Below are 25,159 nucleotides of genomic sequence, written 5' to 3'. Positions count from 1 at the left end.
CAACCGGCCCGGTGCCGGGCGGCCGCCGTTCCACCGGCCGCCCGGCACCGGCGCCGCAGGTCATGAACGAGGAAAGGCAGGGCAGGTGAACGTGCTGGGGATCATCGCCTCCGGTGTGGCCGCGCTGTTCATCACGGTCGCACTCGCCAAGGTCGCCCGCCGTGCGGCGCTCCGCCCCCACGCCCCGGACGGACGTGCTCCACGGGCCGAAGCGCTGCGCGGGGCAGGCGGTGCGTCGGTCGTGCTCGGCGTCGGCGCGGCGGCCTGCGGGGCTCTGTGGCTCGGCGCCGCGGATGACTCCGCGGGCTCCGTCGCGGGGCTGCTCGCCGGTGCCGGGATCGCCGCCGCGCTCGGTCTCGTCCATGACGTGAAGCCGTTTCCGGCCGTGATCCGCCTCCCCGTTCAGACGGCCGCCGCGATCCTCGTCGTCTGCCTCGCCGGACTGTCACCGGCGGCGGGCACCCTGGCCGTGCTCTGGATCGTCCTCGTCACCAACGCTTTCGCCCTGCTCGACCACGTCGACGGACTGCTGACCACCGTCGGCCTGGTCACCGCCGCCGGGCTGCTCGCGTGCGCCGCCCTCGGTGGAGACTCCGCCCTCGCCCTGCTTCCCGCGACCCTGGTGGCGGGACTGGCCGGCTTCCTGCTCCACAACTGGCACCCCGCCCGCCTCCGGCTCGGCGCGTCCGGTGCGCAGTTCATCGGATTCGCGCTGGCCGCCTCCGGCGCGCTGATCCAGGCGGCCGCCCTGCCGGGCCGCGCCGCGTGGGCCGCGCTGCCGGTCCTGGCGACGGTGGCCCTCGCCGACACCGCCCTGGTCCTGATCTCCCGCCGCCGCGCCGCGCGTTCCCCGCTGCGCGACGCGGACGACCACATCGCGCACCGCCTGCGCCGGGTCCGCGTCACCGTGCCGGGCGCGGCGGTCCTCCTCGCCCTGTGGGCGGCTGTGCCCGTCACCACCGCGACCCTGGTGTACGCGGACCTGCTGCATCCCGCGTTCCTCCTCCTGCCGCTCGCCGGGACCGTGGCCGCCGTGTTCGCCCTGCTGAGGATCCCGGGGTACGCCCCGCCCCGTACCGCCGCCCGGCGCGCCACGGCGCCCGCCACCGGCGCCGCGATCCCCTCCGCCGCGTTCACGCCGGGTGTCACGGGGCAGGCTCCGGGGAAGGGCGCGGCCTCCGCCTCCGCCGGGACCGCCGCGAGGCACCCCACGGTGCCGCCCCCGCCCAGCGGCCGGTCCGCCGCGGTCGCCGCCGAGCGAAGCTGACACCGCCCGGCCCGTGATCACCCCCGCAGCCGGCCGAGCGTCGCGCGGGCCGCGGTGCGCGCGTACGGGGCGAGCATCAGACAAGGCGCCCACGGCCAGGTGTGCCGCAGGCAGTACACCCACCACGGGCGGAGCGGCAGCTCCTGTACCGAGGTCGCGCGGCGCAGAGCCTCCCGGACGCCGATCCCGGGCTCCCGGGATCCGGGAACGCCCGGCCCGCCCACGCACTCACCGGCGTGACCCGGCGCGACGAACGCGCTCACTCCGGCCCGCCGCGCACGGCAGCCGTGGTCGTAGTCGGCCATCCGGTGGCGGAAGACCTTGTCGGGGTCCCCGACGAGGTCGTACACGGCGCGGGGCACCAGGACCACGCGCCCGTCGTACGTGTCGCAGGGCTCGGGCCGGTGCTCGCCGGGCTCGACGAGCGCCAAGGACCGGCCCCGCCGGCCGGAGTACACCGTGTCCCCGTACGCGTTCCGCACCGCACCCACGACGACGGCCCCGGGCCCGGCCACCCCGGCCGTGCGCAACAGGGTCGCGAGGGCGTCCGGGAGCAGTTGGACCCCGTCGTCGAGCCAGAGCTGATGCGTCCACGCATGGGTCGGCCCGCCGGGCGCGCCGCCGAGCGGACCGCCGCCCCCGCCGCCGCTCCGGCTGTTGCGGCTCGCGACGCGCAGCGCCTGGTTGCGGGAGACGTCCGCGCCCACCGACATGACCTCCACCGCCGGATGCCGCAGCCGGACCGCTTCCGGCGTACCGTCGGTGCTGCCGGTGTCCACGAGATGCACGCCCAGCGTCGTCCCGGCGGGGAGCCCGCGCTGTTCCTCCAGGGCGCGCAGCGCGGACAGGGTGCGCGCGCGGCGGTCGTGACTCGTCATCAGCACGGCCAGGTGAACGGAGTGCACAGCGGGCTCCTCAGCTCCTCAGTCTCATCATTCATACATAAAAGACGATATTCCGCATAGGCTGGGCGGGTGAGCGCCGAACCGTCCGCGAACCCGCTCGGGCCGGCGTGGGGATCCATGTCCCCGCGCCGGTCCGGCCGTCTCGTGCCGGTGCTCGCCTTCCTGCTGGCCGTCCTGTGCGTGGCGACGGTCGCCCTGGCCGCGACCGTCCGGTCCACGGTCGCCTCGCCCGGCTTCTACCAGGCGGTGCTGGACGAGGAGTCGGCCTACGACCGCCTCTACAGCGAGGTGCTCGTCGACCCGGAGACCTCTCCCGTCACCCGCGACCTGCTCGCCCACCTGCCCGTGCCCGAGGCGCTGGTGACGTCGAACATCAAGGTCGTGCTGCCGCCCGCCACGGTCCGGGCCCTCACCGACCAGCAGATCGAGGCGGTGACCGGCTATCTGCGCGGTGACCGCGAGGAGCTCCGGCTGACCGTCGACCTGGCCCCGGTGCTGGAGAACCTCGCCGATCTCGCACGCGTCTACTTCGGCGACCTGGTGGCCAGTATCCAGGGCCGCGAGCAGCCGGACTTCGAACGCTTCACCGCCGACCTCGCCACGGCGCTCGACGCGCTCAAGGAGGGCCGCGCCCCGAACCTGCCCACGCTGCCGCTCACCGAGGACCAGGCCGACCGCGCCGCCGACGTCCTCCTCGCGGCGGTCCCGGAGCGGGAGCGGCCGGCGCTGCGCCCCGAGATCGAGGTGGCCCTGGGGGAGGGAGACGTGTCGACCGCCCTTGCTGCCACCGCGGCCGCCGCGCTCTCCGACGGCTCACGGACCGCCGCCGCCGACCTTCGTACGGCCCTCCAGGACGGTACGTGGGACCTCACCGACACCCTGACCACCGCCGGGACGGACCTCGCGGCCCTGGAGCGGGCCCGTGAGGCCATCGGCCTCCTGACCCTGGTGCAGGCCCTCGCCCTCGCCCTCGCACTGGCCGCCCTCACGACGCTCTGGTTCACCGGTCCCGCCGCCCCGGCCCGCCGGCTGATGCGCCTGGGACAGGCGCTCGCCTGCGCGGGCGTCCTGACCGCCGCGGCCGTGCTCCTGGCCCGGCCGGTCACCGGAGGACACCTCCTCACCACACCGTCCTCCTGGGCCCCGAGCGTCACCTCGCTCATCGACGACCTCCAGCGCAACGCCGTGGACCAGGCGGTCGCCACCGGGCTGAGCGCCGCCCTCACGGCCCTCCTCGGCGGAGTACTCCTCACGGGGGTGGGCTGGGCGCTGCTGGTGCGCCCGGGCCGGATGCCGACCCCGACAGCGCTGCGGACGACCGCTGGGGGCGTGGCCTGTGCCGCACTGGCCGGCGTACTGCTCGTGCCGCCCGTGTTCGGCCCGTCCGCACCCCGCCAGTGCCTGGGCAGCAGCCGCCTGTGCGAACTGCGCTACGACGAAGCCGCCTACCTCACCTCGCACAACGCCATGTCCACCACCGCGGACCGGTTCATCGGCCCCCTCCAGGACCCCGACATCACCACCCAACTCAACACGGGCGTCCGGGCCCTCCAGCTGGACACATACCGCTGGGAACGCCCGCAGGACATCGCCGCGCGCCTCGACTCACCGGAATTCACCCCCGAGCAACGGCGCCTGATCTCCGGTGCCATCGACCGGGCCAACCCGCCGCGCGAGGGACTCTGGCTCTGCCACGGGGTCTGCCGCGCCGGGGCCGTCGAGCTGGTCCCGACCCTGGAGGACATCGGCGACTGGCTGCGCGCCCACCCCACCGAGATCGTGACGCTCATCGTCCAGGACGACGTCAGCCCCGAGGACACCGAGAAGGCGTTCCGCGCCGCCGGCCTGGAGGACCTCCTGCACACCCCCTCGGCGGACCCGGACGCCCCGTGGCCCACCCTGGAGGAGATGATCGACAGCGGTCGGCGCCTGGTGGTGTTCGCCGAGAAGGCCGACGGTCCGGCGCCCTGGTACCGCAACTTCTACCGGTACGCAATGGAGACCCCGTTCGCCTTCCGGAGCCCGTCCGAGATGACGTGCGCGCCCCACCGGGGCGGCACCGGGAAACAGCTCTTCCTGCTCAATCACTTCATCACGAACGCGGGCGGCAGCCGCCTGGACGCCGGTCGCGTCAACGCCCGCGACTGGGTCCTGGAGCGGACCCGGGCCTGCGAGGCGGAACGCGGCAGTCCGGTCACCTTCATCGCCGTCGACTACACGACGGTCGGCGACGCGCTCGGCGCGGTGGACGAGCTGAACTTCACCCGGACAGAGCGCGACTGACGAGACGTCACCGACGCGGCGGATCTCTGTCCGACGTGCCCGCCGTCCGAAACCCCGGGGGAACCACGAGGGGAGCGTGAGAGGCTACCTTCCCAGCGGCTCCCCACCGTGCGGACGGAGCCGGACCACTGCCGACAGATCGGGAAGACAGCGCCCATGACGCCTCCGAGCGACCCAGCACCGCACGGTGCTCCCGCCGCCGTTCCCGCCCCCGGCGACGGGCGCCGACAGCAGGGCGCGGGCCGTCTGCTGGCCGTGAGCGACCTGCACGCCGCGGTGACCGACAACCGCGCCATCGTGGAGTCCCTGCATCCGACGTCCGACGCGGACTGGCTGATCGTCGCCGGCGATGTGGCGGAGACGCCCGAGGACATCCGGTGGACGCTCGGACTCCTCGCGGAGCGCTTCGCCCACGTGATCTGGACCCCCGGCAACCACGAGTTGTGGACGCTGCCCAAGGACCCGGTCCAACTGCGCGGCCAGGCCCGCTACGACCACCTCGTCGAGCTGTGCCGGGACCTCGGAGTGACGACTCCGGAAGACCCGTTCCCGCTCTGGCCGGGCCCGGACGGACCGGTGGCGATCGCGCCGCTCTTCCTCCTGTACGACTACACCTTCCGCGCCCCGGGAACGCATACGAAGGAGGAGTCGCTGGCCGTCGCGCACGAGTCCGGCATCGTCTGCAACGACGAATACCTCCTGCACCCGGACCCCTATCCGACGCGGGACGACTGGTGCCGCGCGCGGGTCGCCACGACCGGACGCCGGCTCGCGGAGCACGACACCGGGATACCTCTCGTCCTCGCCGGGCACTGGCCGCTGGTCCGGGAACCCACGTCGGTGATGTGGTACCCGGAGTTCGCCCAGTGGTGCGGCACCGAACTGACCGCCGACTGGCACCGCCGCTTCAACGTCACCGCCGTCGTCTACGGACACCTGCACATTCCCCGTACGACCTGGTACGACGGGGTGCGCTTCGAGGAGGTCTCCATCGGCTACCCCAGGGAGTGGCGTGAGAGAGGGCACCCGCGCGGCCTGCTGCGGCAGATCCTCCCCTACGAGGGCGAACCCGCCCCACCGGCCCGCACCGACGCCGAACCGTCCGCACGACGGCGCACCCCCGGAGGCTCCTCATGATCGAGCGGCTGCTGCCCGCCGACATCTCCTGCGCTGCCACCCGCGCGGAGACCGTCCCCGACGAAACCCTCTTCCCGGAGGAGGAGGCACTGATCGCCAAGAGCGTGGCCAAACGCAGGAACGATTTCGCGACGGCCCGCGCCTGCGCCCGGCGCGCCATGGCCCAACTCGGCCTGCCGCCCGTCGCCGTGCTCCACGGTCACCGGGGGCGACCGCTGTGGCCCGAGGGGATCGTCGGCAGCCTCACCCACTGCGACGGGTACCGGGCGGCCGCGCTGGCCCGTGCGACGGACGTGCTGTCGTTGGGCATCGACGCGGAACCGCACGCCCCGCTCCCCACCGGCGTGAGGGAGTTGGTGACCCTGCCCGCGGAACGCGAGCGGATCGGTCCGCCCGCACCGGAAGGCACGGGCGAGATCCACTGGGACCGTGTCCTGTTCAGCGCCAAGGAAAGTGTCTTCAAGACCTGGTACCCGGTCACAGGAGTCGAACTCGACTTCATCCAGGCAGATCTGACGTTCCGTCGAGTCGACGATCCGAGGGGCGGCGAGGGGCTTAAGGGCGGGTCGGCCGCCGAGGGCACGTTCGCCGCGCGTCTGCTTCTCACGGACCCGGCCCTGCCGACGACTCTGCACGGGCACTGGCGGATCGAGGACGGCATCGTCGCCACGGCGGTGCTGGTCCGGCCCGACTGGCGGGTGATCGCCGGAGTGTGACGTGCAATCAGCCGGTGCGCGGTGCGCGGTGCGCGGTGCGCGGTGCGCGGTGCGCGGTGCGCGGTGCGCGGTGCGCGGTGCGCGGTGCGCGGGAGCGTTCGGCGGGGCGGCCGGGGAGCGCGTTGCGTGTGAGGTCCGGCGGGTCGTGCGAGGGCTGCGCGGTGGCGTTCGGCAGGCGCTGGGGGCTGTAGGGGGTGGTGCAGGGAGTCCAGCCGGCCGGGGGCGTTGACGGTGGCGCGGTGACTTTCAGCCGGCCGGGGGAGCGGTCAGCGGGCGGCCCAGTGCCACGTTCCACCGGCCCGCCCGCCCGCTGAGTCCGGTGAGCGTCAGCGGGGCGACGTCCAGTCGCCAGAACGCCTCCAGCGGCAGCCGCAGGCCATGGACGACCACCGCCCGTACGACGGCGGCCTCGGCCACGGCCAGAAAGCCCGCGCCGGGTGCGTCCGGCCCGCCGAGGGAATCCAGCCACCCTCCGATCCTTTCGACCAGATCCCGCAGCGACTCGCCGCCGTGCGGAGCCGCCGAAGGATCGCCGAGCCAGGCGGTCAGCTGAGCGGGTTCGGCGGCCGCCACATCGTCGAGGCGGCGGCCGGACCACCGCGCCAGGTCCCAGCCGGTCAGGGCCGGTTCGGTCCGCGCCGTCAGGCCGAGCGCCTCGGCGGTCCCGCGGCACCGCTCGGAGGGGCCGCTGAGCGCGATTCCGGCCGCGGGCGCCGCGCCGGCCGCCGCCAGCGCCCGCTCCCGGCCGGACCGGTCCAGGGGGGCGTCGCCGTCGAAGCGGGCCTCCCGCAGTGCGGCGTTCATCGCCGGTGAGATCAACGTCACCCGAACTGTCATGTCCCTGCCTTCACTTTCCCATCAGGGGCCCCAGGACCCTGTCGTCCCATGGAATCCGCGCTTCGCCACCCCGCAGATTGGACCATGGCGGTGCCTGCGCGCAGGCGGTATGGTCACGTCGACCATGACGAGGGTGCGACGGAAGTCCGGTGGGAATCCGGCACGGTCGCGCCACTGTGAACCCGCGCCCGCGGGGAAGTCAGACCCGGCACCTTCGTCCGAGGCACCACGACAGGGACGCGTGTTCCCACAGGAGGTTCTGCCATGGCACAGTCCGCCGTTCCGGCGCCAGGGGCATCCACGGTCGCCCCGATCTCGGCGAAGGCCATTGCCCCGTGGGCGGTCTTCTTCGGCATCCTCATGCTCGTCCTGCTGTACTTCGTCGGCGCCGAACAGGGCGCCACCGCGCTCATCTCGGGCGAAGGCGTCCACGAATGGGTTCACGACGGCCGTCACCTGCTCGGCTTCCCCTGCCACTGAGGCACCTGAGCAACCAGGTAATCAGCGGACACGGGAAGCAAGAGGAATCAGGAAAATATCGTGAACTCCACATCTGTCAGAGCTCTGCTCGTGCGCGGCATGCTCGCGGGCCTGATCGCGGGCGCGTTCGCGCTCGCCGTGGCCTACTTCCTGGGCGAGTCCCAGGTGGACGCGGCCATCGCCCTCGAAGAGGCGCACAGCCACGACCACGGCGGTGGCGAGGAGTTGGTCAGCCGCACCACGCAGGCCACCGGCGGACTCGCCACCGGTGTTCTGGTGTTCGGCGTCGCGGTCGGCGGGATCGCCGCCCTCGTGTTCTGCTACGCGCTGGGCCGCATCGGCGACTTCGGCCCCCGGGCCACGGCGGCGCTGATCGCGGGTGCCGCCCTGCTCACGGTCTACGTCGTGCCGTTCCTCAAATACCCGGCGAACCCGCCCGCCGTCGGCAACCCCGACACCATCGGTGAGCGCACCGCCCTGTTCTTCCTGATGGTCGCCCTCAGCGTGCTGCTGGCCGTCGCCGCCGTCATCATCGGCAGACGGCTCGCTCCACGCCTGGGCAACTGGAACGCGACCGTCGCAGCAGTCGCCGGCTTCGTCCTGCTGATCGGCCTCGCCTACGCCTTCCTGCCCTCCTTCGACGAAGTGGGCAAGGACTTCCCGGCCGGCCTGCTGTGGGAGTTCCGGCTCTCCACGCTCGCGGTGCAGGCGACGCTGTGGACCGTGTTCGGCGTCGTCTTCGGCCACCTCACCGAACGGTTGCTGGCGCCCGCCGCCCTTGCCTCGACGCACCGCACCGCGAGCGCGGTGAACTGAGCCGGATCGTCCTTGCGTGTGCGTACGCACACGCAGGCGCGCACGCACACGAAGGAGCCCGCCGGGCGTGGCCCCGGCGGGCTCCCTCGCGTCCGGACAGCCGCCGAGGCGGGTGGCGATCGGCGGGTAGCAAGGTTCACAGCGCTGCTACGGCGGGGACCTGAGCCAGGGGGCAGCGGGCGGGGAACAGAGGTCTTCATGGCGCGGGGGAGGAGGCGTCGTGGTCGCGCAGGCCGTCCTCGGTGCGGCGTGCCGCGTTGCCGACGATGCGTTCGAGGCCCTGCTGCACGTCGTGTTCCGTGCTCCCGTGCGGTGCGTACGCGGAGACCGTGAGCACGAGGTCGCCGTTCCACAGGAGGAGGGTGCGGCCGGGTCGGCCCCGGTCGTCGGCCGGTATCGCGTAGGCCGCGTCGTGGACCTTCTCGGGCCCGCGCCCGTGAGCGCGGTCGAGGTCCTCCTTGACGCGGTACGCGTGGCCGGCGGCCTCGGGGTCCTCGTACACCGAGGCCCTGGTGCTGAGCTTCCAGAACGTGCCGTCGGGAGCCTTCAGGTCCGCGAGGCAGCCGGTCTGCCGGTAGAGCGGCCGTGCCCCGTTCTCGCCGAGGTCCTCCCGGGCGTCGGAGGAGGCGGAGTCGGTGGTGCTGCCGAGGGTGAAGCCCTCGGCGGGCGCCGCGCCCGTGAGGAGATCGCACGGTCTGCTGGTCCAGCTGTGGACTCCCGGCGGGCGAGCGGCCTGCTCCGCCGCCTCTCCGCTCTTTCCCTCATCGCCGCCGGAGCAGCCGGCCGAAACCGCCACCGCCAGCCCGATGAGCGCGGCCGACCGCGCCCGGCGTAACGCCGCACTCCTGGATCCGTGCATCTCCCACCCCTTCGTCCTGGAGATCCCATTGTCCGATGCCGGTATCGGCGGGTAAAGGAGACCGGGCCCGCACCGAGGGGTGCGGGCCCGGCCGCTCACACGGGGCGGCTCAGGAGAGGGCGCCTCCGGGGCCGAAGTCGCCGCTGAGGGCGGCGGCCATCCGCAGATGCGGAGCCGCGTCGGCGGTCCGCCCCTGGCGCTCCAGCGTCCGGCCCAGCATCAGGCGCGCGTAGCTCTCCACCGGGTCGAGCTCCAGAACGGCCCGGAGCTCCTTCTCCGCCCTACCCAGCCGGGCGGAGTGGTAGTAGGAGCGGGCCAGCAGCAGCCTCGGGGCGACCTGCCTCGGCTCCTCCTCGACGAGTCCGCCCAGGATCCGCGCGGCCGTCAGGTACTCCTTGGCCTCGAAGAACATCTGCGCCCGGTCCCACCGGTCGGCGGCGGTGCCGAACTCGTAGTAGGTCTCGGTCTCGCTCACGTGTCCTCCTTCGTGTGGTGCGGGCCGGTTCCGGGCCGCCCCGCCGTACGTTCAGCCATGACAACATCGCACAATGGTTGAACATTCCACTAAAACTTTGGCGTGGGACCCGGTGCCGCACGCCCCTACGGGAATAGGTTGAGCGCCATGAGCAATCTCGATCGCCAGGCCACGCCCTCCGTCTGCGGAGGGCGCGGCTTCGTCGTCGCCGAACCCGTCCGTGAGCTTCTCGCCCCCCGCCGCGTCCAGCTCGGCGAGAGCACCGAGGTCCGCCGCCTGCTGCCCAACCTCGGCAGGCGCATGGTCGGCGCCTGGGCCTTCGTGGACCACTACGGCCCCGACGACATCACCGACGAGCCCGGAATGCAGGTCCCGCCCCATCCCCACATGGGCCTCCAGACCGTCAGCTGGCTCCACGACGGGGAGGTTCTCCACCGGGACAGCCTCGGCAGCCTGCAGACGGTACGCCCCCGCGAACTGGGCCTGATGACCTCGGGGCGAGCCATCAGCCACTCGGAGGAGAGCCCGAAGGAACACGCCCGGCTCCTGCACGGGGCGCAGCTCTGGGTGGCCCTTCCGGAAGCGCACCGCACCATCGAGCCGCACTTCCAGCACCACACGGACCTGCCCCTCGTCACCGCCCCCGGCGTGTCCGCCACCGTCATCATGGGCGAACTGGACGGTGCGGCCTCGCCCGGCACCGCGTACACCCCGATCGTCGGCGCCGACGTGGCCCTGGCCGGTGGCGCCGAGGCCCGCCTGCCCCTGGACCCCGACTTCGAGTACGCGGTCCTGTCCATGTCGGGCGAGGCCGAGGTCGACGGCGTCCCCGTGCTGCCCGGCTCGATGCTCTACCTCGGCTGCGGCCGCACCGAACTGCCCCTGCGCGCCGTCTCCGACGCCGGCCTGATGCTCCTGGGCGGCGAGCCTTTCGAGGAGGAACTCGTCATGTTCTGGAACTGGATCGGACGTTCCCACGAGGAGATCGCCCAGGCCCGTGACGACTGGATGAACGGCACCCGTTTCGGTGAGGTGAAGGGCTACGACGGCCCTCCGATTCCGGCCCCCGAGCTGCCTCCGGTGCCGCTGAAGGCGCGGGGGAGGGTGCGCTGAGCCGGGTTCACCGCCCGAACTGCCCTCAGGCCGGCCGTGCACCCGGTCAGCGCGACGGCCACCAGGAGAATGAGGACCCCGCGCAGGCCGACCCTTCGCCCCGGTGCCCGGGAGAGCCGAGTGGGCAAGGCGGCTATCGGTGAGGACGAGTTCGCAGGGGGCGAGGAGGCCGCCGCCCTTGTCGCTCCCGCCCCCACCACCGCCGGGGATGACGCCGTCCGGGCGCTGGGTGAGGTGCCGCCGCACGTAGCCGGCGACCATGCAGGCGCCGTTCTCCGCCCTACGGCGTGACGGCGTGACGGCGGTCGCGGGACGGCGCCGGCCGCCATAGATCTCATGGCCCACCTCTCCGTACGCCAAAAGGATGCGAGAGGTGCTTCCCTCGCCCAGCTATCGCCCGAGCCGGGTAGAGGTGACAGGGACAGAGCAGGCCGTACGACCCCCCGGAAAGAGAACGGCCATGACAGAACATGACCACGCCCGGGCTCCGCATCCCGGCCGACGCGCCCTGGTACGAGGCGCCGCGGGCCTGGTGGGAGCCGGAGGCCTGGCCGCAACGGTGTCGGTCAGCCCCGCTTCCAGCATCTCGACGAGCGCTTCCGGCGATGGCCGGGTGCCGTTCCACGGTGCACATCAGGCAGGCATCCTCACCCGGCAGCAGCCGTTCGGCGGTTTCGTCGCGTTCGACGTGCTCGCGCGCGACCGGACAGAATTGGCGGCCCTCTTCAAAAAGCTCACCACGCGGTGCCGCACCCTGACAGCGGGTGTCACACCGAAAGACCCGGACGTAGCGGCGGTGCGCGGCCCGCAGGACCGGCTGACCATCACCGTCGGCGTGGGCGCGTCGCTGTTCGACAGGCGGTACGGACTGGAAGGAGTGCGGCCACCCGGACTCGTGGACATGCCGGAGTTCCCCGGGGACCGGTTGGACTCCGAACACAGTCACGGTGACCTCTCCCTGCAGATCTGCGCCCAGCATCCCGACGCCGTCCTCCACGTCGTACGCGATCTGGCCCGGGAAACCGCGGGGCTGCTGCGAACGCGGTGGCGGGCCGACGGCTTCCTGAACCCACCGCGACCCGAGGGCGCTCCGCGGTCATTCATCGGCTTCAAGGACGGCACGGCGCACCCCGACACCACATCGAAGCGAGAGATGGACCGGCTTGTCTGGGTCGGCCACGAGGGACCGGCCTGGGCGCGCGGCGGCAGCTACCAGGTCCTGCGCACCGTGAGGTTCCACGCGGAGGAGTGGGACCGGGTCCCGACGGCCGAGCAGGAGCAGATCTTCGGCCGGCGCAAAGCCACCGGTGCACCGCTCGACGGGCGCAAGGAAAGCGACCTGCCCGACTACGGGCGGGACCCAGAAGGCCGAATCACGCCGCTGGACTCCCATATCCGCCGGGCCAATCCGCGTACCCAAGGAAGCGAGAGCTCGGTCCTGCTGCGCCGAAGCTACAACATGGACCGAGGTCTCGCGCCCGACGGAACGCTCGACGTAGGGCTGCTCTTCTGCTGCTACCAGCGGGACTTGGCCAGGCAGTTCGCGACGGTGCAGAAACGGCTGGAGGGCGAGCGGTTCGCCGACTTCAGCATTACCACGGGCGGCGGCTACTTTCTCGTACTGCCGGGAGTGGCCGACGACTCGGACTTCTACGCCTCCGCACTGCTCGGCCAGGGAGGGGCCCGTAAATGATCTTCGAACGCCTCCGGGCGGCGCGTCTCAGCTCAGCGATATCCGTATCAGCTCCACCGCCGCGGTTCGTCCGCGCACCTGGCGAGCCGGACAGGCGGTCCTTTCTCAGCTCGCGGCGCTTCCGCTTCCGTCACCGCCGGAACGGCACAGCCTCCGGAAGTGATCTTCCCGCAAATCTCCACCGCCGACACCATGCGCTTCCTCTCCCGGCCGGAGGCATGCGAAGTCGCAAGCGAAGAAGTCCGTCCGAGCTTGGCTGTCCACCCGCCGCGTGCAGTGGTCCGAAGCCGGAGTGTCGGTGCCCGGTGGTACCTGTAGGGCGTGGAAGATGCGATTTCGGTTGCGATGGTCGGCCTGCGTGAAGCCTTTCCGGCAGAGGTCCGTCACCGACCTTTGGACAGGGAAGAGCTTCTGGTGTGGGAGCGAAGACACGGGGTGGTGTTGCCCGAGCCGTATCGCACTTTCGTGACCGAGGTCGCTGACGGCACCGACGACGGTCCGCCCGACGAGGGGGGACTGCTGCCCCTGGGAGAGAAACCGGACAGCTGGGCCGTCTGGGAAGCGGACTGCTGGTTGAGCCCGGTGCCGTTCGACGGCACCGCCCTACGCCTGCCCGGCCGGCCCTTCCCTCTTGAAGAGGAGTGGCAGTGGGAGTACGAGTACGACACCCGCCACTCGTCTCCATTGCACCAGACCTACCAGCACGGCTCCGTACTGCTGGGCAGCGACAAACCCGGTGAGTACTGGACGCTGGTGGTGACCGGGCCGCAACGCGGCAGGGTGTGGTGGCTCGGAGACGGATGCGCCGCACCCTATGCCGACGGCCCGTCCGATCAGCCGGGGGGCGACTTCCTGCGCTGGGTGAGGGACTGGCATGTCGGACAGGGCTGGTGGCGGGCCGAGTAGCGCCTCCGACGCAGGTCGCGGACTCGACGTCGGCGACCGCGACATCCTGGTCGTCTCCGACACCGGCACCGCTGAACCTGATCGGCGGGCCGGGCACGTCATTGTTGGAGGCGGCGACCGCAGTCGCGCGAGTGGGCTTCCGGAAACCAGGCCTGCGAAGGAACACCCCCTGCGGGTGCGGGGACGACTGGATCGGTCAGGCGCCGGCTCCCGGCGGCAGCGCGCATCACGTACTCCTCGCTGGTCGAAACGTATAAGTGATGTGTCCCACAGCGGAACAAACGCGAGAACACGCAACGCTCCGCGGGTCATACTCATTGTCATGACACCGACGGCCATATCCGTGGGCGCCTGCTGCTCGTTGCTGCGCACAGGCCTCAAGTGCCCGGCCGGGATGTCGCGTTCGATCGACCGCTCGGGCTCGTCGACGCCGAGGGCGGACCGGTGGACTGTCCGGTGTCGATGCGAAACCCTCCCGCCGGGAGTGGGGCCGCGTGTTCGTCCCGATCCGGGCCTGCCTCGCCTCGTGCCCTCACTGCGGCACCCTGGCGTGCCGCGCCGATTTCCGCTCGATCCGCAAGCACACCTGTACCCACCGCGGCTGGTCCTACGGCCCGGCCGACGCGCTGGTGAGCGTGTCGCAGCGGTCAGGCCATCCCGAGTCGTTCGATACCACCGAGTGGGATCTGATCGAGGTGCTGTCGGTCGCACCACCCCGCCCATTGACCTTCGGCACCCGGAGTCCGGAGTCGGTGCCGCTGCGGGAGCCGCTCGGGAACGTGGCCCGGTGCGGGGACACGATGTTCGACCACGATGATCAAGGAGCGGTCATAGTCGGCCGGGTTCACGGGTGGGCGTTGCACGGGTGGGCGTCGGAAGACAACTGGAGGCCTGCTCCGTGCGGGCTCGGGCAGAATTCTCGCGTTCGCTCGCGATCTTCTGCCGCGGTGTCATGCCTGGGTGGCGTGGCAGGAAGGAGTTCGTCATGAGCCTTCGAGCGCTCGCCCGCATGTACGCCGACGGCGAGATATCGACGACGGGGGTACTGGCCGAGCTCGACAGACGCGTGGACATCCCTCTGTCCGAGGGGCAGCGCGGCCTGTGGGCGCTTGCCAAGATGGAGCCGGAGACGTACGCGTACAACGTTCCCGTGTGCTTCTCGTTCGCGGACGTGGATACCGCCACGCTTCAGGCCGCGTTCCGCGACACGCTTTCGCGGCATCCGCTTCTCTCGGCCTCGGTGCGCGAGACGGATGACGGGCCGCTTCTGTCCCACGGAGATGCGGACGGCTTCTTCGTCGAGTACGTGGACATATCCGACGTGCCGTCCGGTCGGGTGGTGAACTCTTTGACGGAAAGGGCGAGGCGGCCGTTCGACCTGGCCGCTGATCCCTTGACCAGGTTGACTGTCCTGCGTCGCTCCGCGTCCGAGGCCTACGTTCTGCTGGTCGTTCATCACCTCGTGATCGACGGAGTGTCGGGGCGTCTCGTCGCCGACACGCTGTTCCGTTCGTACCGGGCGCGGGTCGAGGGGCGGGACGTGCCGATCGAGGTGGGCTCCGCCTCATTCGGTGAGTTCGTCGCGTGGGAGCGGGATGTACTCGCCGGCGAGCGTGCCGAGGAGGACCGCGCGTTCTGGGTGCGGGAGCTCGCCGGCGCGGACGTGCTCACCGGGTTACCCTCACAGGTGGCTCTGCCGCCGGACGCGCCCCATGTGGGCGAGGTACACAGCAGCCGGCTGTCGAAGGAGCAGACCGCCGCCATCGCGGCCTTCACCGCTTCACAGGGGATCAGCCCGGGGATCTTCTTCCTGGCGGCCTTCCTGACTCTGCTGCACCGGTACACCGGAAGCGAGGACCTCGTCATCGGGATGCCGGCGGCCGGGCGCCCGACGGAACGCTTCGACCCGGTCGTCGGCTGCTTCGTCAACACGCTGCCCGTCCGGAGCAGGCCGAACGGCTCCGAGGCGTTCGCTTCGTTCGCCCGGCGCGTGCAGTCCACGGTGCTCGAAGTGCTCGAGCACGGGACCTACCCGTTCCACCGGATCGTGGGCGATCTCGGTGCCCGGGGCGTGAATCCGCGGTCGCCTCTCTACCAGATCGTGTACAACTACCAGGATTCCGCTCTCTCCGGATACCTGGACGATCGGGCCCGCGCCACCGGAGAGACGGACTTCGAGCTCGTCGACGGGCTGTACCAGCTGGGTGAGTACGACCTCACGGTGGACGTGGCTCCCGGTGACGGGTTCCTGGTGAACTGGAAATACCACCCCGACGCCTTCTCCGCCCACGCCGTCGCGGGCATGGCAGAACACTTCGCCACCCTGGTGGGCAGCATCCTCGACTCGGACGGGCAGTCGCCGATAGGCGGGCTGAACCTGCTCGACGAGGAGGAACGACGCCTCGTCATCGAGGAATGGAACCGCACCGAGGCCCCCTTTCCCGCGCACCGGACGTGCTGGGACCTCTTCGCGGAGCAGGCAGAGGCGAATCCGGACGCCCCGGCGGTCACCTGCGGGGAGCGGACTCTCACCTATCGCGAACTCGCAGAGCACAGTTCGGCGCTGGCACAGGCGCTGACGCGTCGAGGCGTCGGCCGCGGAGACGTTGTGGGGGTCTGCTACGAACGGTCGATCGACCTTGTCGTGGCCCTCCTCGCCGTCATGCGGCTGGGCGCGGTGTATCTGCCCCTGGACGGCCGGCTGCCGGCCGAACGCCTCTCCTACATGGTGGAGGACAGCGGCGCGCAACTCATCATCTGCCATGAGGCGGTGATGGACAGGCTGGCCGCCGTGGGCGCGCCGAACGCGAGACTCTTCCTGACGGACCGCGCGGATGATCGGGCCGCCTGGGCACGGGCGGCGGCGGGGGAGACGACCGCCGATGCGCCGGACCCGCGAACCTCGACACCTCCGGCCGCCTACGTCATCTACACCTCGGGCAGCACGGGGAAGCCCAAGGGCGTCGTAGTTCCGCACGCCGCGCTGACCAATTTCCTGCTGGCCATGGCGGACACACTGCAAGTGGCGTCCACCGATCGGCTCTTGGCCATCACCACGCACAGCTTCGACATCGCCGCCCTGGAGCTCTACCTCCCGCTGATCACCGGCGGGCAGGTCGGCGTCTGCGCATCGGCCACGGCCGCCGACGCCACGCTGCTGGCCGAGAAGATCGCCGACTGGCGGCCCACCGTCATGCAGGCCACTCCGGCCACTTGGGCCATGCTGGTGCGCGTCGGATGGCAGAACACCGAGGGCGTCAAGGTGTTGTGCGGCGGCGAGGCGTTACCCGATGGCCTGAAGGACCAACTCGTGGCGCGCGGCGAGGCATGGAACCTGTACGGGCCCACGGAGACGACCATCTGGTCCGCGGCCAAGCGGCTGCGCCGTGAGGAGCCGGTGACCATCGGCGGCCCCATCGCGAACACCCAGCTGTACGTCCTCGACCAGAACCTGAGCCCCCTGCCTGTCGGCGTGACCGGCGAGCTTCACATCGCAGGCGACGGGGTCGCGCTCGGCTACCACCGGAAGCCGGAGCTGACGGCCGGGCGCTTCCTGGACAACCCGTTCGCGCCCGGACGGCTGTACCGGACCGGAGACCGCGCGCGCCGGCTGGCGAACGGCGAGATCGTCGTCCTGGGCCGGATGGACAACCAGGTCAAACTGCGCGGCCATCGCATCGAACCCGGTGAGATCGAGGCGGTGCTCGACGCCCGCCCGGAGATCGGCCGAAGCGTCGTCCTGCTTGAGCAAGTGGGCCTGTCGGACAGGCTCACGGCCTACTGCACCGGGAACGGGGACGCGCCTGTCGACGCCGCGCTGCTGCGCGCGGAACTCGCCAGGACCCTCCCCGCCTACATGCTGCCCGCCGCATTCGTGGCCCTGGACGCCTTTCCGCTCACGGCGCACGGCAAGGTCGACCGGGCGAAACTGACCGAGGCCGCCCGGACGGCGCCGCGCCCGGCCGCCGACAGCCCGGTGGCAACGCTCGACATCGAGCGGACCGTGCGCGGGATCTTCGAAGAGGTGCTCGGCTCGCGTGAAATCGACCGTGCCGCGGGCTTCTTCGACATCGGCGGAGACTCGTTCGCGGCCATCGAAGCGGTGGAGCGGATCAACCGCGGGTTCGGCTGCTCATTGCGACCCACCAGCCTTTTCGCGCACCCGTCCGTCGCGGCGATGGCCCGGCACCTGACGGGGCTGTTGCCCGCTGGACAGGCAGCTGCTGGAGCGGCACCTGCTGGACAACCACGCGCGGCGCAGTCGGTCGAGCCCGAGCAGCACCCTGATCCGCGCCCTGCCACTCCGGCGGCCGCCGACGCCTCGCTCGGTGACGCGATCGCGGTGATCGGCATCTCCTGCCGGTTCCCGGGAGCCATGGACCACCGCGCATTCTGGTCCGAGCTCGTGGAGGGGCGCAGCGGCGGCACCTCCTGGTCGGTCGAGGAACTGCGCACGCTCGGAGTGCCGGAGGAGTTGATCACCCGACCCGGATACGTGCCGCAGCGATCGGTCGTGGACGGCAGGGCGGAGTTCGACGCGGCGTTCTTCGACATCTCCCCCCGCGACGCCGAGTTCATGGACCCACAGGCGCGCTTGCTGTTGCAGCACGCGTGGCAGGCGCTGGAGGACGCCGGCTACCGCCCGGAGGACGTTCCCGGGACCAGCGTCACCACGTCCACGAGCACGAACTTCTACCACGCCCTCCTCCCGGCTCTGATGGCGAACGCCTCGGGCCCCCGGGTCCTGGCGAGCTCCGAGACCTACGCCGCGTGGCTGTTCGCCCAAGGCGGCACGGTGCCCGCGATGATCTCCACGAAGCTGGGTCTGCGCGGCCCCAGCATGGCGGTGAGCACCAACTGCTCCTCGGCGCTGAGCGCGGTGCACGTCGCCTGCCAGGGACTCCTGTCCGGCGATGCCGACCAGGCGATCGTCGGCGCGGCCAGCCTGTTCTCCGCGGGGGAACTGGGATACGTCCACCAGCCGGGTCTGAACTTCTCGAGCGACGGGCGCAGCCGCGCGTTCGCCGACGGCGCCGACGGCATGTCCGGCGGTGAAGGCGTCGGCGTGGTCGTCCTCAAGCGCGCCAGCGAGGCGATCGCCGCCGGCGACCACATCTACTGCCTGATCCGCGGCGTCGCGGTGAACAACGACGGCGGCGACAAAGCGGGGTTCTACGCGCCCGGTGTGCGCGGCCAGGCCGACGTGATCCGCAAGGCGCTGGACAAGGCGGGCACGGACCCGTCCACGATCAGCTACGTCGAAGCGCACGGTACGGGCACGAGGCTCGGCGATCCCATCGAGGTCGCGGCTCTGACCGAGGCGTACCGCCACTACACGGCACGCAGCCAGTACTGCGGCATCGGCTCGGTCAAGAGCAACATCGGCCACCTGGACGCGGCCGCGGGGATCGCCGGCCTCATCAAGGTGGCCCTGGCCCTGCGGCACGGAGAGGTTCCGCGGACCCTGCACTGCGACGCGGCGAGCTCGGAGATCGACTGGGACGCGTCGCCGTTCTTCGTGGCCGACCGGAATCTGCCGTTGGACGGCGACGAGCCAGCGCGGGCGGGACTGAGCTCCTTCGGCATCGGCGGCACCAACGCGCACGCGGTGCTGGAACAGGCGCCGACCGGTGCGCGGGCCGCCGGACGCCCCGGCCCCCAAGCGGTGGTCCTCTCGGCCCGCGACGAGGAGCGTCTCGGCGTCCTCGCGCGGCAGCTTCTGGAGTTCCTGCCGGGATACCGGGACGCGCACGGAGATCTGGCGTCGCTCGCGTACACGCTCCAGGTCGGGCGGCGGGCGATGGCCGAACGCGTGGTCTTCGTCGCGAACGACGTGGACGGGCTGATCGCGACCCTTCAGGACTACGTCGAGCGCGGGGCGCGCGGACCGGTGTTCGAAGGTACGGCCCGACGGCCCGAGGACCAGCTGCTCGGCCTCTTCGTTCGCCCCGGGGAGCTGCGGGACCTGGCCGCCAGGTGGCTCGAACACGGGGAGTGGGACAAGATCGCGCCCCTGTGGGTCAACGGCGTCGACGTCGAGTGGCACGCCTACCACGGCGCCAATCCGCCGGTGCGGGTGAGCCTGCCGACGTATCCGTTCGCCGCGAAACGGTACTGGCCGACTGGAGAGGCGGCGCCGGTTCCTCGGGCCGCCGACCCGCTCGACGCGGCATCGTTGCTCGTGGCCGCGGCCGGGCCTGAGAGCGTCGGGACGTTCCTGTCCGGTCGCGCGTCCACCACGGACGAGATGGACAGCCTCGCGCGTCCGCTCGTGCTGGCCCAGCTCGTGGCGGCGGGACTCTTCGACGCGCCCGTTCGTCGCGACCTGATCGGGCAGGGGATCACGCCGTCCTTGGCCCAGTGGCTCGACCACACGGTGACCGTGCTGCTGAGCCACGGGGAACTCGTGCGTGAGGGCGAATTCGTTGCGCCCGGGAAGAGTGCGCCGGGCCTCGAAGAGGCGTGGCGTGCTTGGCGCGCGTGGAAGGATTCCCGTGCCGAAGATCCGGAGCCGGCGGCCAAGACCGGCCTGACCGAGCGCATGATCGAGGCCCTGCCCGCGATCCTGTCCGGGCGGACGAAGGCCACGGCGGTCATGTTCCCGGGCGGCTCGTTCGAGCTGGTCGAACCGGTCTACCGGGGGAACGCGACGGCCGACTACTTCAACGACGTGACGGCCGGCGCGGTGCGCGCGGAGGCGGACGCCCGCCGCGACGGGATCCGGCTGCTGGAGATCGGAGCGGGCACCGGCAGCACCAGCGAGCGCGTTTTCGCCCGACTGACGGGCCGCGACGTCGCTGAGTACCGCTACACGGACATTTCGAAGGCGTTCCTGATCGACGCGGAGCGGCGGTTCGCCGACCACGTGCCGTACGTGTCCTTCTCGGCCTTCGACGTGGAGCGGGTGCCCGGCGCACAGGGGCTCGGCGCGGGCGACTACGACATCGTCATAGCCAACAACGTCCTGCACGCCACCAAGGACATCGTGCAGGCAGTGCGTCATGCCAGAGCACTGCTGCGGCCCGGCGGGGTCCTCGTACTCAACGAACTCGCCCGGAACGACTGGTGGTCGCACCTGACCTTCGGGCTCCTCGAAGGGTGGTGGCGGTTCACGGACGGAAGGCGTATGCAGGGCGGACCGGCGCTGTCCTCGGACGCGTGGCGCGAAGTGTTGCGCGAGTGCGGGTTCGACACGGTGGAACCGCTGGCGGAGTCCGCCCGCGACCTGGGCCAGCAGGTACTGCTGGCGCGTGCCGGTACGCCCGTCCCACGCCGGGATCCGCTGCCCGCAGCGCCCGGTTCGCTTCCGGAGCATGTCCGCACGACCGTCGAGCGGATCCTCGCCGAGACGCTGAAGCTGACCGCGGACGAGCTCGCGTCCGACAAGCCCTTCGCCGACTACGGACTGGACTCGCTCACCGGGGTCTCCCTGGTGCAACGGCTCAACGAGTCGCTGAGCACTGACCTCGATCCGAGCGTGCTGTTCGAGAACCCGTCGATCAGGAGGCTGACGAGCTTCATCGTCGACGAGGGAGGCGCCGCCATCGTGGGCGCCGTACCCGAGCCGTCCCCGGTACCCGAGCCGTCCCCGGTACCCGAGCCGTCCCCGGTACCCGAGCCGTCCCCGGTACCCGAGCCGTCGGCCGTATCCGGACCGTCCGCGCTACCTGAACTGTCCGCCGCATCCAGGCCGTCCGGCGGCGGCCGGGAGCCCGTCGCGATCGTCGGCATGAGCGGCCGGTTCCCGGGCGCCAGGGATGCCGACGAGTTCTGGGACCTGTTGGCCTCCGGCCGGGACGCTGTCTCGAAGGTGTCCCGCTGGGACCTCGCGTCGCTGGGCAGCGTCTGCCTGGACGGCGGCCTCCTCGACGGCGTCGACGAGTTCGACCCGCTCTTCTTCGGGATCTCCGGTGCGGAGGCCCTCTACATGGAGCCGCAGCAGCGGCTGTTCCTCCAGGAAGCGTGGCGGGCACTGGAGGACGCGGGCCACGCGGGCGAGTCGCTGGACCGCGACCGGTGCGGCATCTACGTGGGCTGTGCCGCGGGCGACTACCTGGATCTGACGGGGCCGTCCGACTACCCCGGCCAGGCACTGTGGGGCAACATGAACTCGCTCGTGCCGTCCCGCATCGCGTACTACCTGGATCTGCACGGGCCGGCGATCGCGGTCGACACCGCGTGCTCCAGCTCGCTGGTCTCCCTCTACCTGGCGTGTCAGGCGCTGTGGGCGGGCGAGGTCACCACGGCGATCGCGGGCGGGGTCTACGTCCAGAACTCGCCGCGACTGTATCTGGCGGCGTCGCGGGCCGGGATGCTCTCCCCGACAGGCCGGTGCCGTTCGTTCGATCAGGCGGCCGACGGATTCGTGCCCGCCGAGGGAGTCGGCGCGCTGGTCCTCAAACGGCTCTCGGACGCCGAGGCGGACGGCGACCACATCCACGGAGTGATCCGTGGAATCGGGATCAACCACAACGGCACGACGAACGGGATCGCCGCGCCGAACGGGACCTCGCAGGAACGGCTGATCCGGCAGATCTACCAGGACTTCGCCATCGACCCCGCGGGCATCGGGTTGGTCGAGGCGCACGGCACCGGAACCAAGCTCGGCGATCCGGTGGAATTCCGGGCGCTCGATCGCGCGTTCCGCGGCTTCACGGACGCCGAGCGGTTCTGCTCGCTCGGCTCGACCAAGGCCTCCATCGGCCACGCGCAGGCCGCGGCCGGCGTGATCGGCGTCATCAAGGCGCTGCTGGCGATGAGGCACGAGGTGATCCCCGGTCTCCCCCATCACACCGAGACGAACTCCAGCGTCGCGTTGGCCGGCAGCCCGTTCTTCGTACACACCGAGCCGAGGCGGTGGGCCGTGCCGGAAGGCGGCAAGCGGCGTGTCGCGGTCACGTCGCTCGGCGCGAGCGGCACCAACGCCCACGCCGTCATCGAGCAGTCGTCGGAGCCGCCCACGCCGCCGCGGAGCAGGCCGGACGGGGACCGGTTGATCGTGCTGTCGGCGGCGACGGAGCACGCCTTGCGCGACCAGGTGGCCCGGCTCGCGCGCCACTGCCGCGAGCATCCGGATCTCGATGTCGGCGACGTGAGCCACACACTTCTGCTCGGCCGCAGGCACCTGCGGCACCGATGGGCGCGTGTGGTCCGGGACATCGCGGAACTGGAAAGCCGGTGCACCACCTGGCTCTCCGCGCAGGACGTTCCGGCACCGAGCGCGGACTCCAGGTTGCGGGCGCTCGCCCAACAGTTCCTCGACGGTGCGGTACCGGATTTCGCCGAGTTGTTCCGCGACAGCCGCTACCGCCGCGTCCCGCTGCCCGGCTACCCCTTCGCGGGGGAGCGCTATGCGCTGCCGATCCGCGCGGCGGCGGACGACGGGCCGCGGCGCTATGGAGGAGTGCTGACCGGCGACGAGTTCTACCTGCGTGAACATCGGGTGCGGGGAACCGGGATCGCCCCGGGGGCCATGTATCTGCAGTGGGCCGCGGCAGCGGCGAGGCGCCCCGCGGGCGACGCGGTTCGCCTGCGTGACATCGTCTTCCTGCGACCCCTCTCGGTGTCGGGCGGGCCGCGCGCCCTGCGGGTGGACCTCCGGGCGGACGGCGGCGTCACCCGGTTCACGGTGTCCTCCACCGAGTCCGCCGGAGCCGAGCCCGTTCTCCATTGTCAGGGCGAGGTGTCCGCCGAGGAGCCGACGGCCGCGCAGCCGCTCGATCTGCCCGCGCTGCTTCGGGATTTCCGGACCACGGAATTCGACCCCCAGCGGTTCTACGCCGAGTGGCGGGATCGCGGCATCGCCTACGGCCCCACGTTCCAGGGGGTCGTGGCGGTGCACCGCCACGACACTGCGGTGCTCGCCGAACTGCGGCTGCCCAGCACGGCGTCAGGAAGCGTGGACGGTCCCGTCCCGCACCCGGCGCTGGTGGACTCGGCGATGCAGTGCATGCGCTTGCTCGACGGCGACGATCGGGTCGGGTTGGTGTTCACCATCAAGTCGGCCGAAGTCCTCGCGCCCGGCGCGAGGACCATGTGGGCCCTGATACGCCGTGCCGAGGACGACCGCGGCGCCGACCGGATCGACATCGACCTCGCGACCGACGACGGCACGGTGTGCCTGCGTCTGCGAGGCATCGCGGGCCGTCGAGCCGAGCAGACGCCGGAGCCGGCGGACGGCGTCGCCACGCTGATACCGGTGTGGGATCCCCTCCAGCGGGCGGAGTCCGCCACGTGGCCGCGGAGTTCCGCATCGGTGGGCATCATCGCGCCCCCGGGGCAGGCGCGGGACGTTCTCCTCACGCGCCTGCCGGACGCGCACGTGGTCGCGGACCCGTCGCGGCGTACGCACGACGACCTGGAGGCGTCGCTCCGGTCGGTCCCGGAACTCGACCATCTGATCTGGGTGGCGCCCAGCGCCGTGGACGACCGGTCCGGTGCGAGTATCGTCGAGGACCAGTCGAGCGGCTCGCTGCATGCCTTCCGTACGGTGCGAGCACTTCTGGCCGCGGGGTACGGCGATCGCCCGCTGGGTCTGACGCTGATCACCGAGCGGGCGCACGCCGTCCATGAGGCCGAGGTCGTCGACCCGGCGCACGCCGGAGTCGCCGGCCTGGCCGGGTCGACCGCGAAGGAGTACCCGCACTGGCGGGTGCGGGTGGCGGACGTCGAGGACCACGACGCGCCTTCTCTCGCCGCGGTGCTCGACCTGGCCGCGACCCCGGACGGCGACCTGCGTATCCACCGCGACGGCCGGTGGCACGAGCAGCGGCTGATGGCCGTTCAGCCGGCCTCGCCGACGTCGTCCCGGCTGCGGCAGGGCGGCACCTACGTCATCATCGGCGGGGCGGGCGCCCTTGGCACGGTCATCAGCGAGTACCTGATCCGCCGCTACCAAGCCCAGGTGGTGTGGCTCGGACGCAGGCAGCAGGACGCGCGAATCGAAGCCGCGATCGCTCGGGCGGCCGGCGCGGACGGGCCCACCCCGCTGTATCTGCGGTGCGACGCCGCCGACCTCGCGTCCCTGCGCGCGGCGAAGGACGAGATCGCACGACGGTTCGGCGCGGTGCACGGCGTCATCCACTCGGGACTCGTGTTCTCGGGCGCGAGCCTGGCCCGGATGAGCGAGGCGCAGTTCGAGGACGTGCTGCGCGGCAAGGTCGACGCGAGCGTCCGGTGCATGCAGGTGTTCGGCGGCGACTCACTCGATTTCGCCCTGTTCCTGTCCTCGATCAACTCCTATCTCAAAGCCATCAAGCAGGCGAACTACGCGGCTGCCTGCACGTTCCTCGATTCGTACGCACTGACGGTGCGACGCCACTACGGCGCTGACGGCAAGGTGCTGAATCTGGGCTACTGCTTCAACAACGCACCCACCGAGGGAGAACGGGGCGCGGTGGTCGGAGCGCAGGCGCCGCTCATCCAGCCGGACGAGCTGACGGCGGCGATCGAACGGTTGTGCGCGGCGCCGGTCGGCAGGCTGACGTTGATGAAGTTCAGTCCCGCGCTCAACAACCGGGGAATCGTTCTGGGCGACGACGAAGTCATCCTCCCCACGGCCGTGCCGCCGGACGCTGTGCCCGCCGACGTCCAGGAACCGGCGGCGGCGCCGGGCGGCGAACTGGAGTCGCTGCGCGCCCGCGTCGCAGAGCTGACCGCGCTCGCGATCTGAT

General features: G+C 71.5%; 14 protein-coding genes and 1 riboswitch. Of the genes, 10 read left to right on the top strand and 4 right to left on the bottom strand.

Annotated features, from left to right (window positions below; genetic code table 11):
• Window positions 1-85: 85 nt before the first annotated feature.
• Window positions 86-1,267 carry an MraY family glycosyltransferase gene (locus ACIRJT_RS05660; protein WP_403904940.1) on the top strand — a complete coding sequence of 394 codons (1,182 nt, stop codon included), beginning with the start codon at window positions 86-88 and terminating at the stop codon, window positions 1,265-1,267.
• A gap of 17 nt (window positions 1,268-1,284) precedes the next feature.
• On the opposite strand, the gene ACIRJT_RS05655 is transcribed toward ACIRJT_RS05660, so the two are convergent.
• The gene (locus ACIRJT_RS05655) at window positions 1,285-2,172 is read right to left on the bottom strand and encodes a glycosyltransferase family 2 protein (RefSeq protein WP_403904938.1); all 888 of its coding nucleotides are present in this window, start codon (window positions 2,170-2,172) and stop codon (window positions 1,285-1,287) included.
• A gap of 69 nt (window positions 2,173-2,241) precedes the next feature.
• On the opposite strand from ACIRJT_RS05655, the gene ACIRJT_RS05650 reads away from it, so the two are divergent.
• From ACIRJT_RS05650 to ACIRJT_RS05640, 3 genes are all read left to right on the top strand, one after another.
• Window positions 2,242-4,455: a PI-PLC domain-containing protein gene (locus ACIRJT_RS05650; protein ID WP_403904935.1), complete on the top strand. Its 2,214-nt coding sequence runs from the start codon at window positions 2,242-2,244 to the stop codon at window positions 4,453-4,455.
• Window positions 4,456-4,611: 156 nt separating this feature from the next.
• Window positions 4,612-5,592: a metallophosphoesterase family protein gene (locus ACIRJT_RS05645; protein WP_403904934.1), complete on the top strand. Its 981-nt coding sequence runs from the start codon at window positions 4,612-4,614 to the stop codon at window positions 5,590-5,592.
• Window positions 5,589-6,308, top strand: coding sequence for a 4'-phosphopantetheinyl transferase (locus ACIRJT_RS05640; protein WP_403904931.1), 720 nt, complete (start codon window positions 5,589-5,591; stop codon window positions 6,306-6,308). Before ACIRJT_RS05645 ends, ACIRJT_RS05640 begins: the two co-directional genes overlap by 4 nt.
• Before the next feature lie 246 nt (window positions 6,309-6,554).
• Here the strand turns inward: ACIRJT_RS05640 and ACIRJT_RS05635 are convergent, their stop codons facing one another.
• Complete coding sequence (locus ACIRJT_RS05635; RefSeq protein ID WP_403904928.1) at window positions 6,555-7,145, bottom strand: histidine phosphatase family protein; 591 nt, start codon at window positions 7,143-7,145, stop codon at window positions 6,555-6,557.
• A gap of 126 nt (window positions 7,146-7,271) precedes the next feature.
• A riboswitch (adenosylcobalamin (AdoCbl) riboswitch) is annotated at window positions 7,272-7,364 on the top strand.
• A 45-nt stretch (window positions 7,365-7,409) separates the two neighbouring features.
• Between ACIRJT_RS05635 and ACIRJT_RS05630 the strand changes: the two genes are divergently transcribed.
• On the top strand, window positions 7,410-7,625 hold the full coding sequence (locus tag ACIRJT_RS05630) for a CbtB-domain containing protein (RefSeq protein ID WP_403904925.1): 216 nt from the start codon (window positions 7,410-7,412) through the stop codon (window positions 7,623-7,625).
• A 60-nt stretch (window positions 7,626-7,685) separates the two neighbouring features.
• Window positions 7,686-8,441: a CbtA family protein gene (locus ACIRJT_RS05625; RefSeq protein WP_403904922.1), complete on the top strand. Its 756-nt coding sequence runs from the start codon at window positions 7,686-7,688 to the stop codon at window positions 8,439-8,441.
• Between the two features lie 196 nt (window positions 8,442-8,637).
• On the opposite strand, the gene ACIRJT_RS05620 is transcribed toward ACIRJT_RS05625, so the two are convergent.
• Complete coding sequence (locus tag ACIRJT_RS05620; protein WP_403904920.1) at window positions 8,638-9,300, bottom strand: hypothetical protein; 663 nt, start codon at window positions 9,298-9,300, stop codon at window positions 8,638-8,640.
• A 109-nt stretch (window positions 9,301-9,409) separates the two neighbouring features.
• Window positions 9,410-9,775 (bottom strand): tetratricopeptide repeat protein, encoded by a 366-nt coding sequence (locus ACIRJT_RS05615; protein ID WP_403904917.1) that lies wholly within the window; start codon window positions 9,773-9,775, stop codon window positions 9,410-9,412.
• A 147-nt stretch (window positions 9,776-9,922) separates the two neighbouring features.
• Here ACIRJT_RS05615 and ACIRJT_RS05610 point away from each other — a divergent pair, with 147 nt between their 5' ends.
• The 4 genes from ACIRJT_RS05610 (at window position 9,923) to ACIRJT_RS05595 (ending at window position 25,158) form a co-directional block, all read left to right on the top strand.
• Window positions 9,923-10,888: a pirin family protein gene (locus ACIRJT_RS05610; RefSeq protein ID WP_403904913.1), complete on the top strand. Its 966-nt coding sequence runs from the start codon at window positions 9,923-9,925 to the stop codon at window positions 10,886-10,888.
• A 460-nt stretch (window positions 10,889-11,348) separates the two neighbouring features.
• Complete coding sequence (locus ACIRJT_RS05605; RefSeq protein WP_403904911.1) at window positions 11,349-12,581, top strand: Dyp-type peroxidase; 1,233 nt, start codon at window positions 11,349-11,351, stop codon at window positions 12,579-12,581.
• 345 nt (window positions 12,582-12,926) lie between these two features.
• Window positions 12,927-13,487, top strand: a complete 561-nt coding sequence (locus tag ACIRJT_RS05600; RefSeq protein ID WP_403905464.1) for an SMI1/KNR4 family protein — start codon at window positions 12,927-12,929, stop codon at window positions 13,485-13,487.
• A gap of 985 nt (window positions 13,488-14,472) precedes the next feature.
• Entirely contained in the window at window positions 14,473-25,158 is a 10,686-nt protein-coding gene (locus ACIRJT_RS05595; RefSeq protein WP_403904908.1) for an amino acid adenylation domain-containing protein, read from the top strand.
• Window position 25,159 lies beyond the last annotated feature (1 nt).

Source organism: Streptomyces sp. NPDC102283 (genome assembly GCF_044766265.1).
In the GTDB taxonomy this organism is placed as follows: Bacteria; Actinomycetota; Actinomycetes; order Streptomycetales; family Streptomycetaceae; genus Streptomyces.
This window is presented reverse-complemented; position numbering and strand designations above follow the sequence as displayed.

Bases quoted from the DNA above. Each gene is read 5' to 3' on its own strand.
- ACIRJT_RS05645 (WP_403904934.1), top strand. From the start codon at position 4,612: ATGACGCCTCCGAGCGACCCAGCACCGCACGGTGCTCCCGCCGCCGTT.
- ACIRJT_RS05640 (WP_403904931.1), top strand. From the start codon at position 5,589: ATGATCGAGCGGCTGCTGCCCGCCGACATCTCCTGCGCTGCCACCCGC.
- ACIRJT_RS05635 (WP_403904928.1), bottom strand. From the start codon at position 7,145: ATGACAGTTCGGGTGACGTTGATCTCACCGGCGATGAACGCCGCACTG.
- ACIRJT_RS05630 (WP_403904925.1), top strand. From the start codon at position 7,410: ATGGCACAGTCCGCCGTTCCGGCGCCAGGGGCATCCACGGTCGCCCCG.
- ACIRJT_RS05620 (WP_403904920.1), bottom strand. From the start codon at position 9,300: ATGCACGGATCCAGGAGTGCGGCGTTACGCCGGGCGCGGTCGGCCGCG.
- ACIRJT_RS05610 (WP_403904913.1), top strand. From the start codon at position 9,923: ATGAGCAATCTCGATCGCCAGGCCACGCCCTCCGTCTGCGGAGGGCGC.
- ACIRJT_RS05605 (WP_403904911.1), top strand. From the start codon at position 11,349: ATGACAGAACATGACCACGCCCGGGCTCCGCATCCCGGCCGACGCGCC.
- ACIRJT_RS05600 (WP_403905464.1), top strand. From the start codon at position 12,927: ATGGTCGGCCTGCGTGAAGCCTTTCCGGCAGAGGTCCGTCACCGACCT.
- ACIRJT_RS05595 (WP_403904908.1), top strand. From the start codon at position 14,473: ATGAGCCTTCGAGCGCTCGCCCGCATGTACGCCGACGGCGAGATATCG.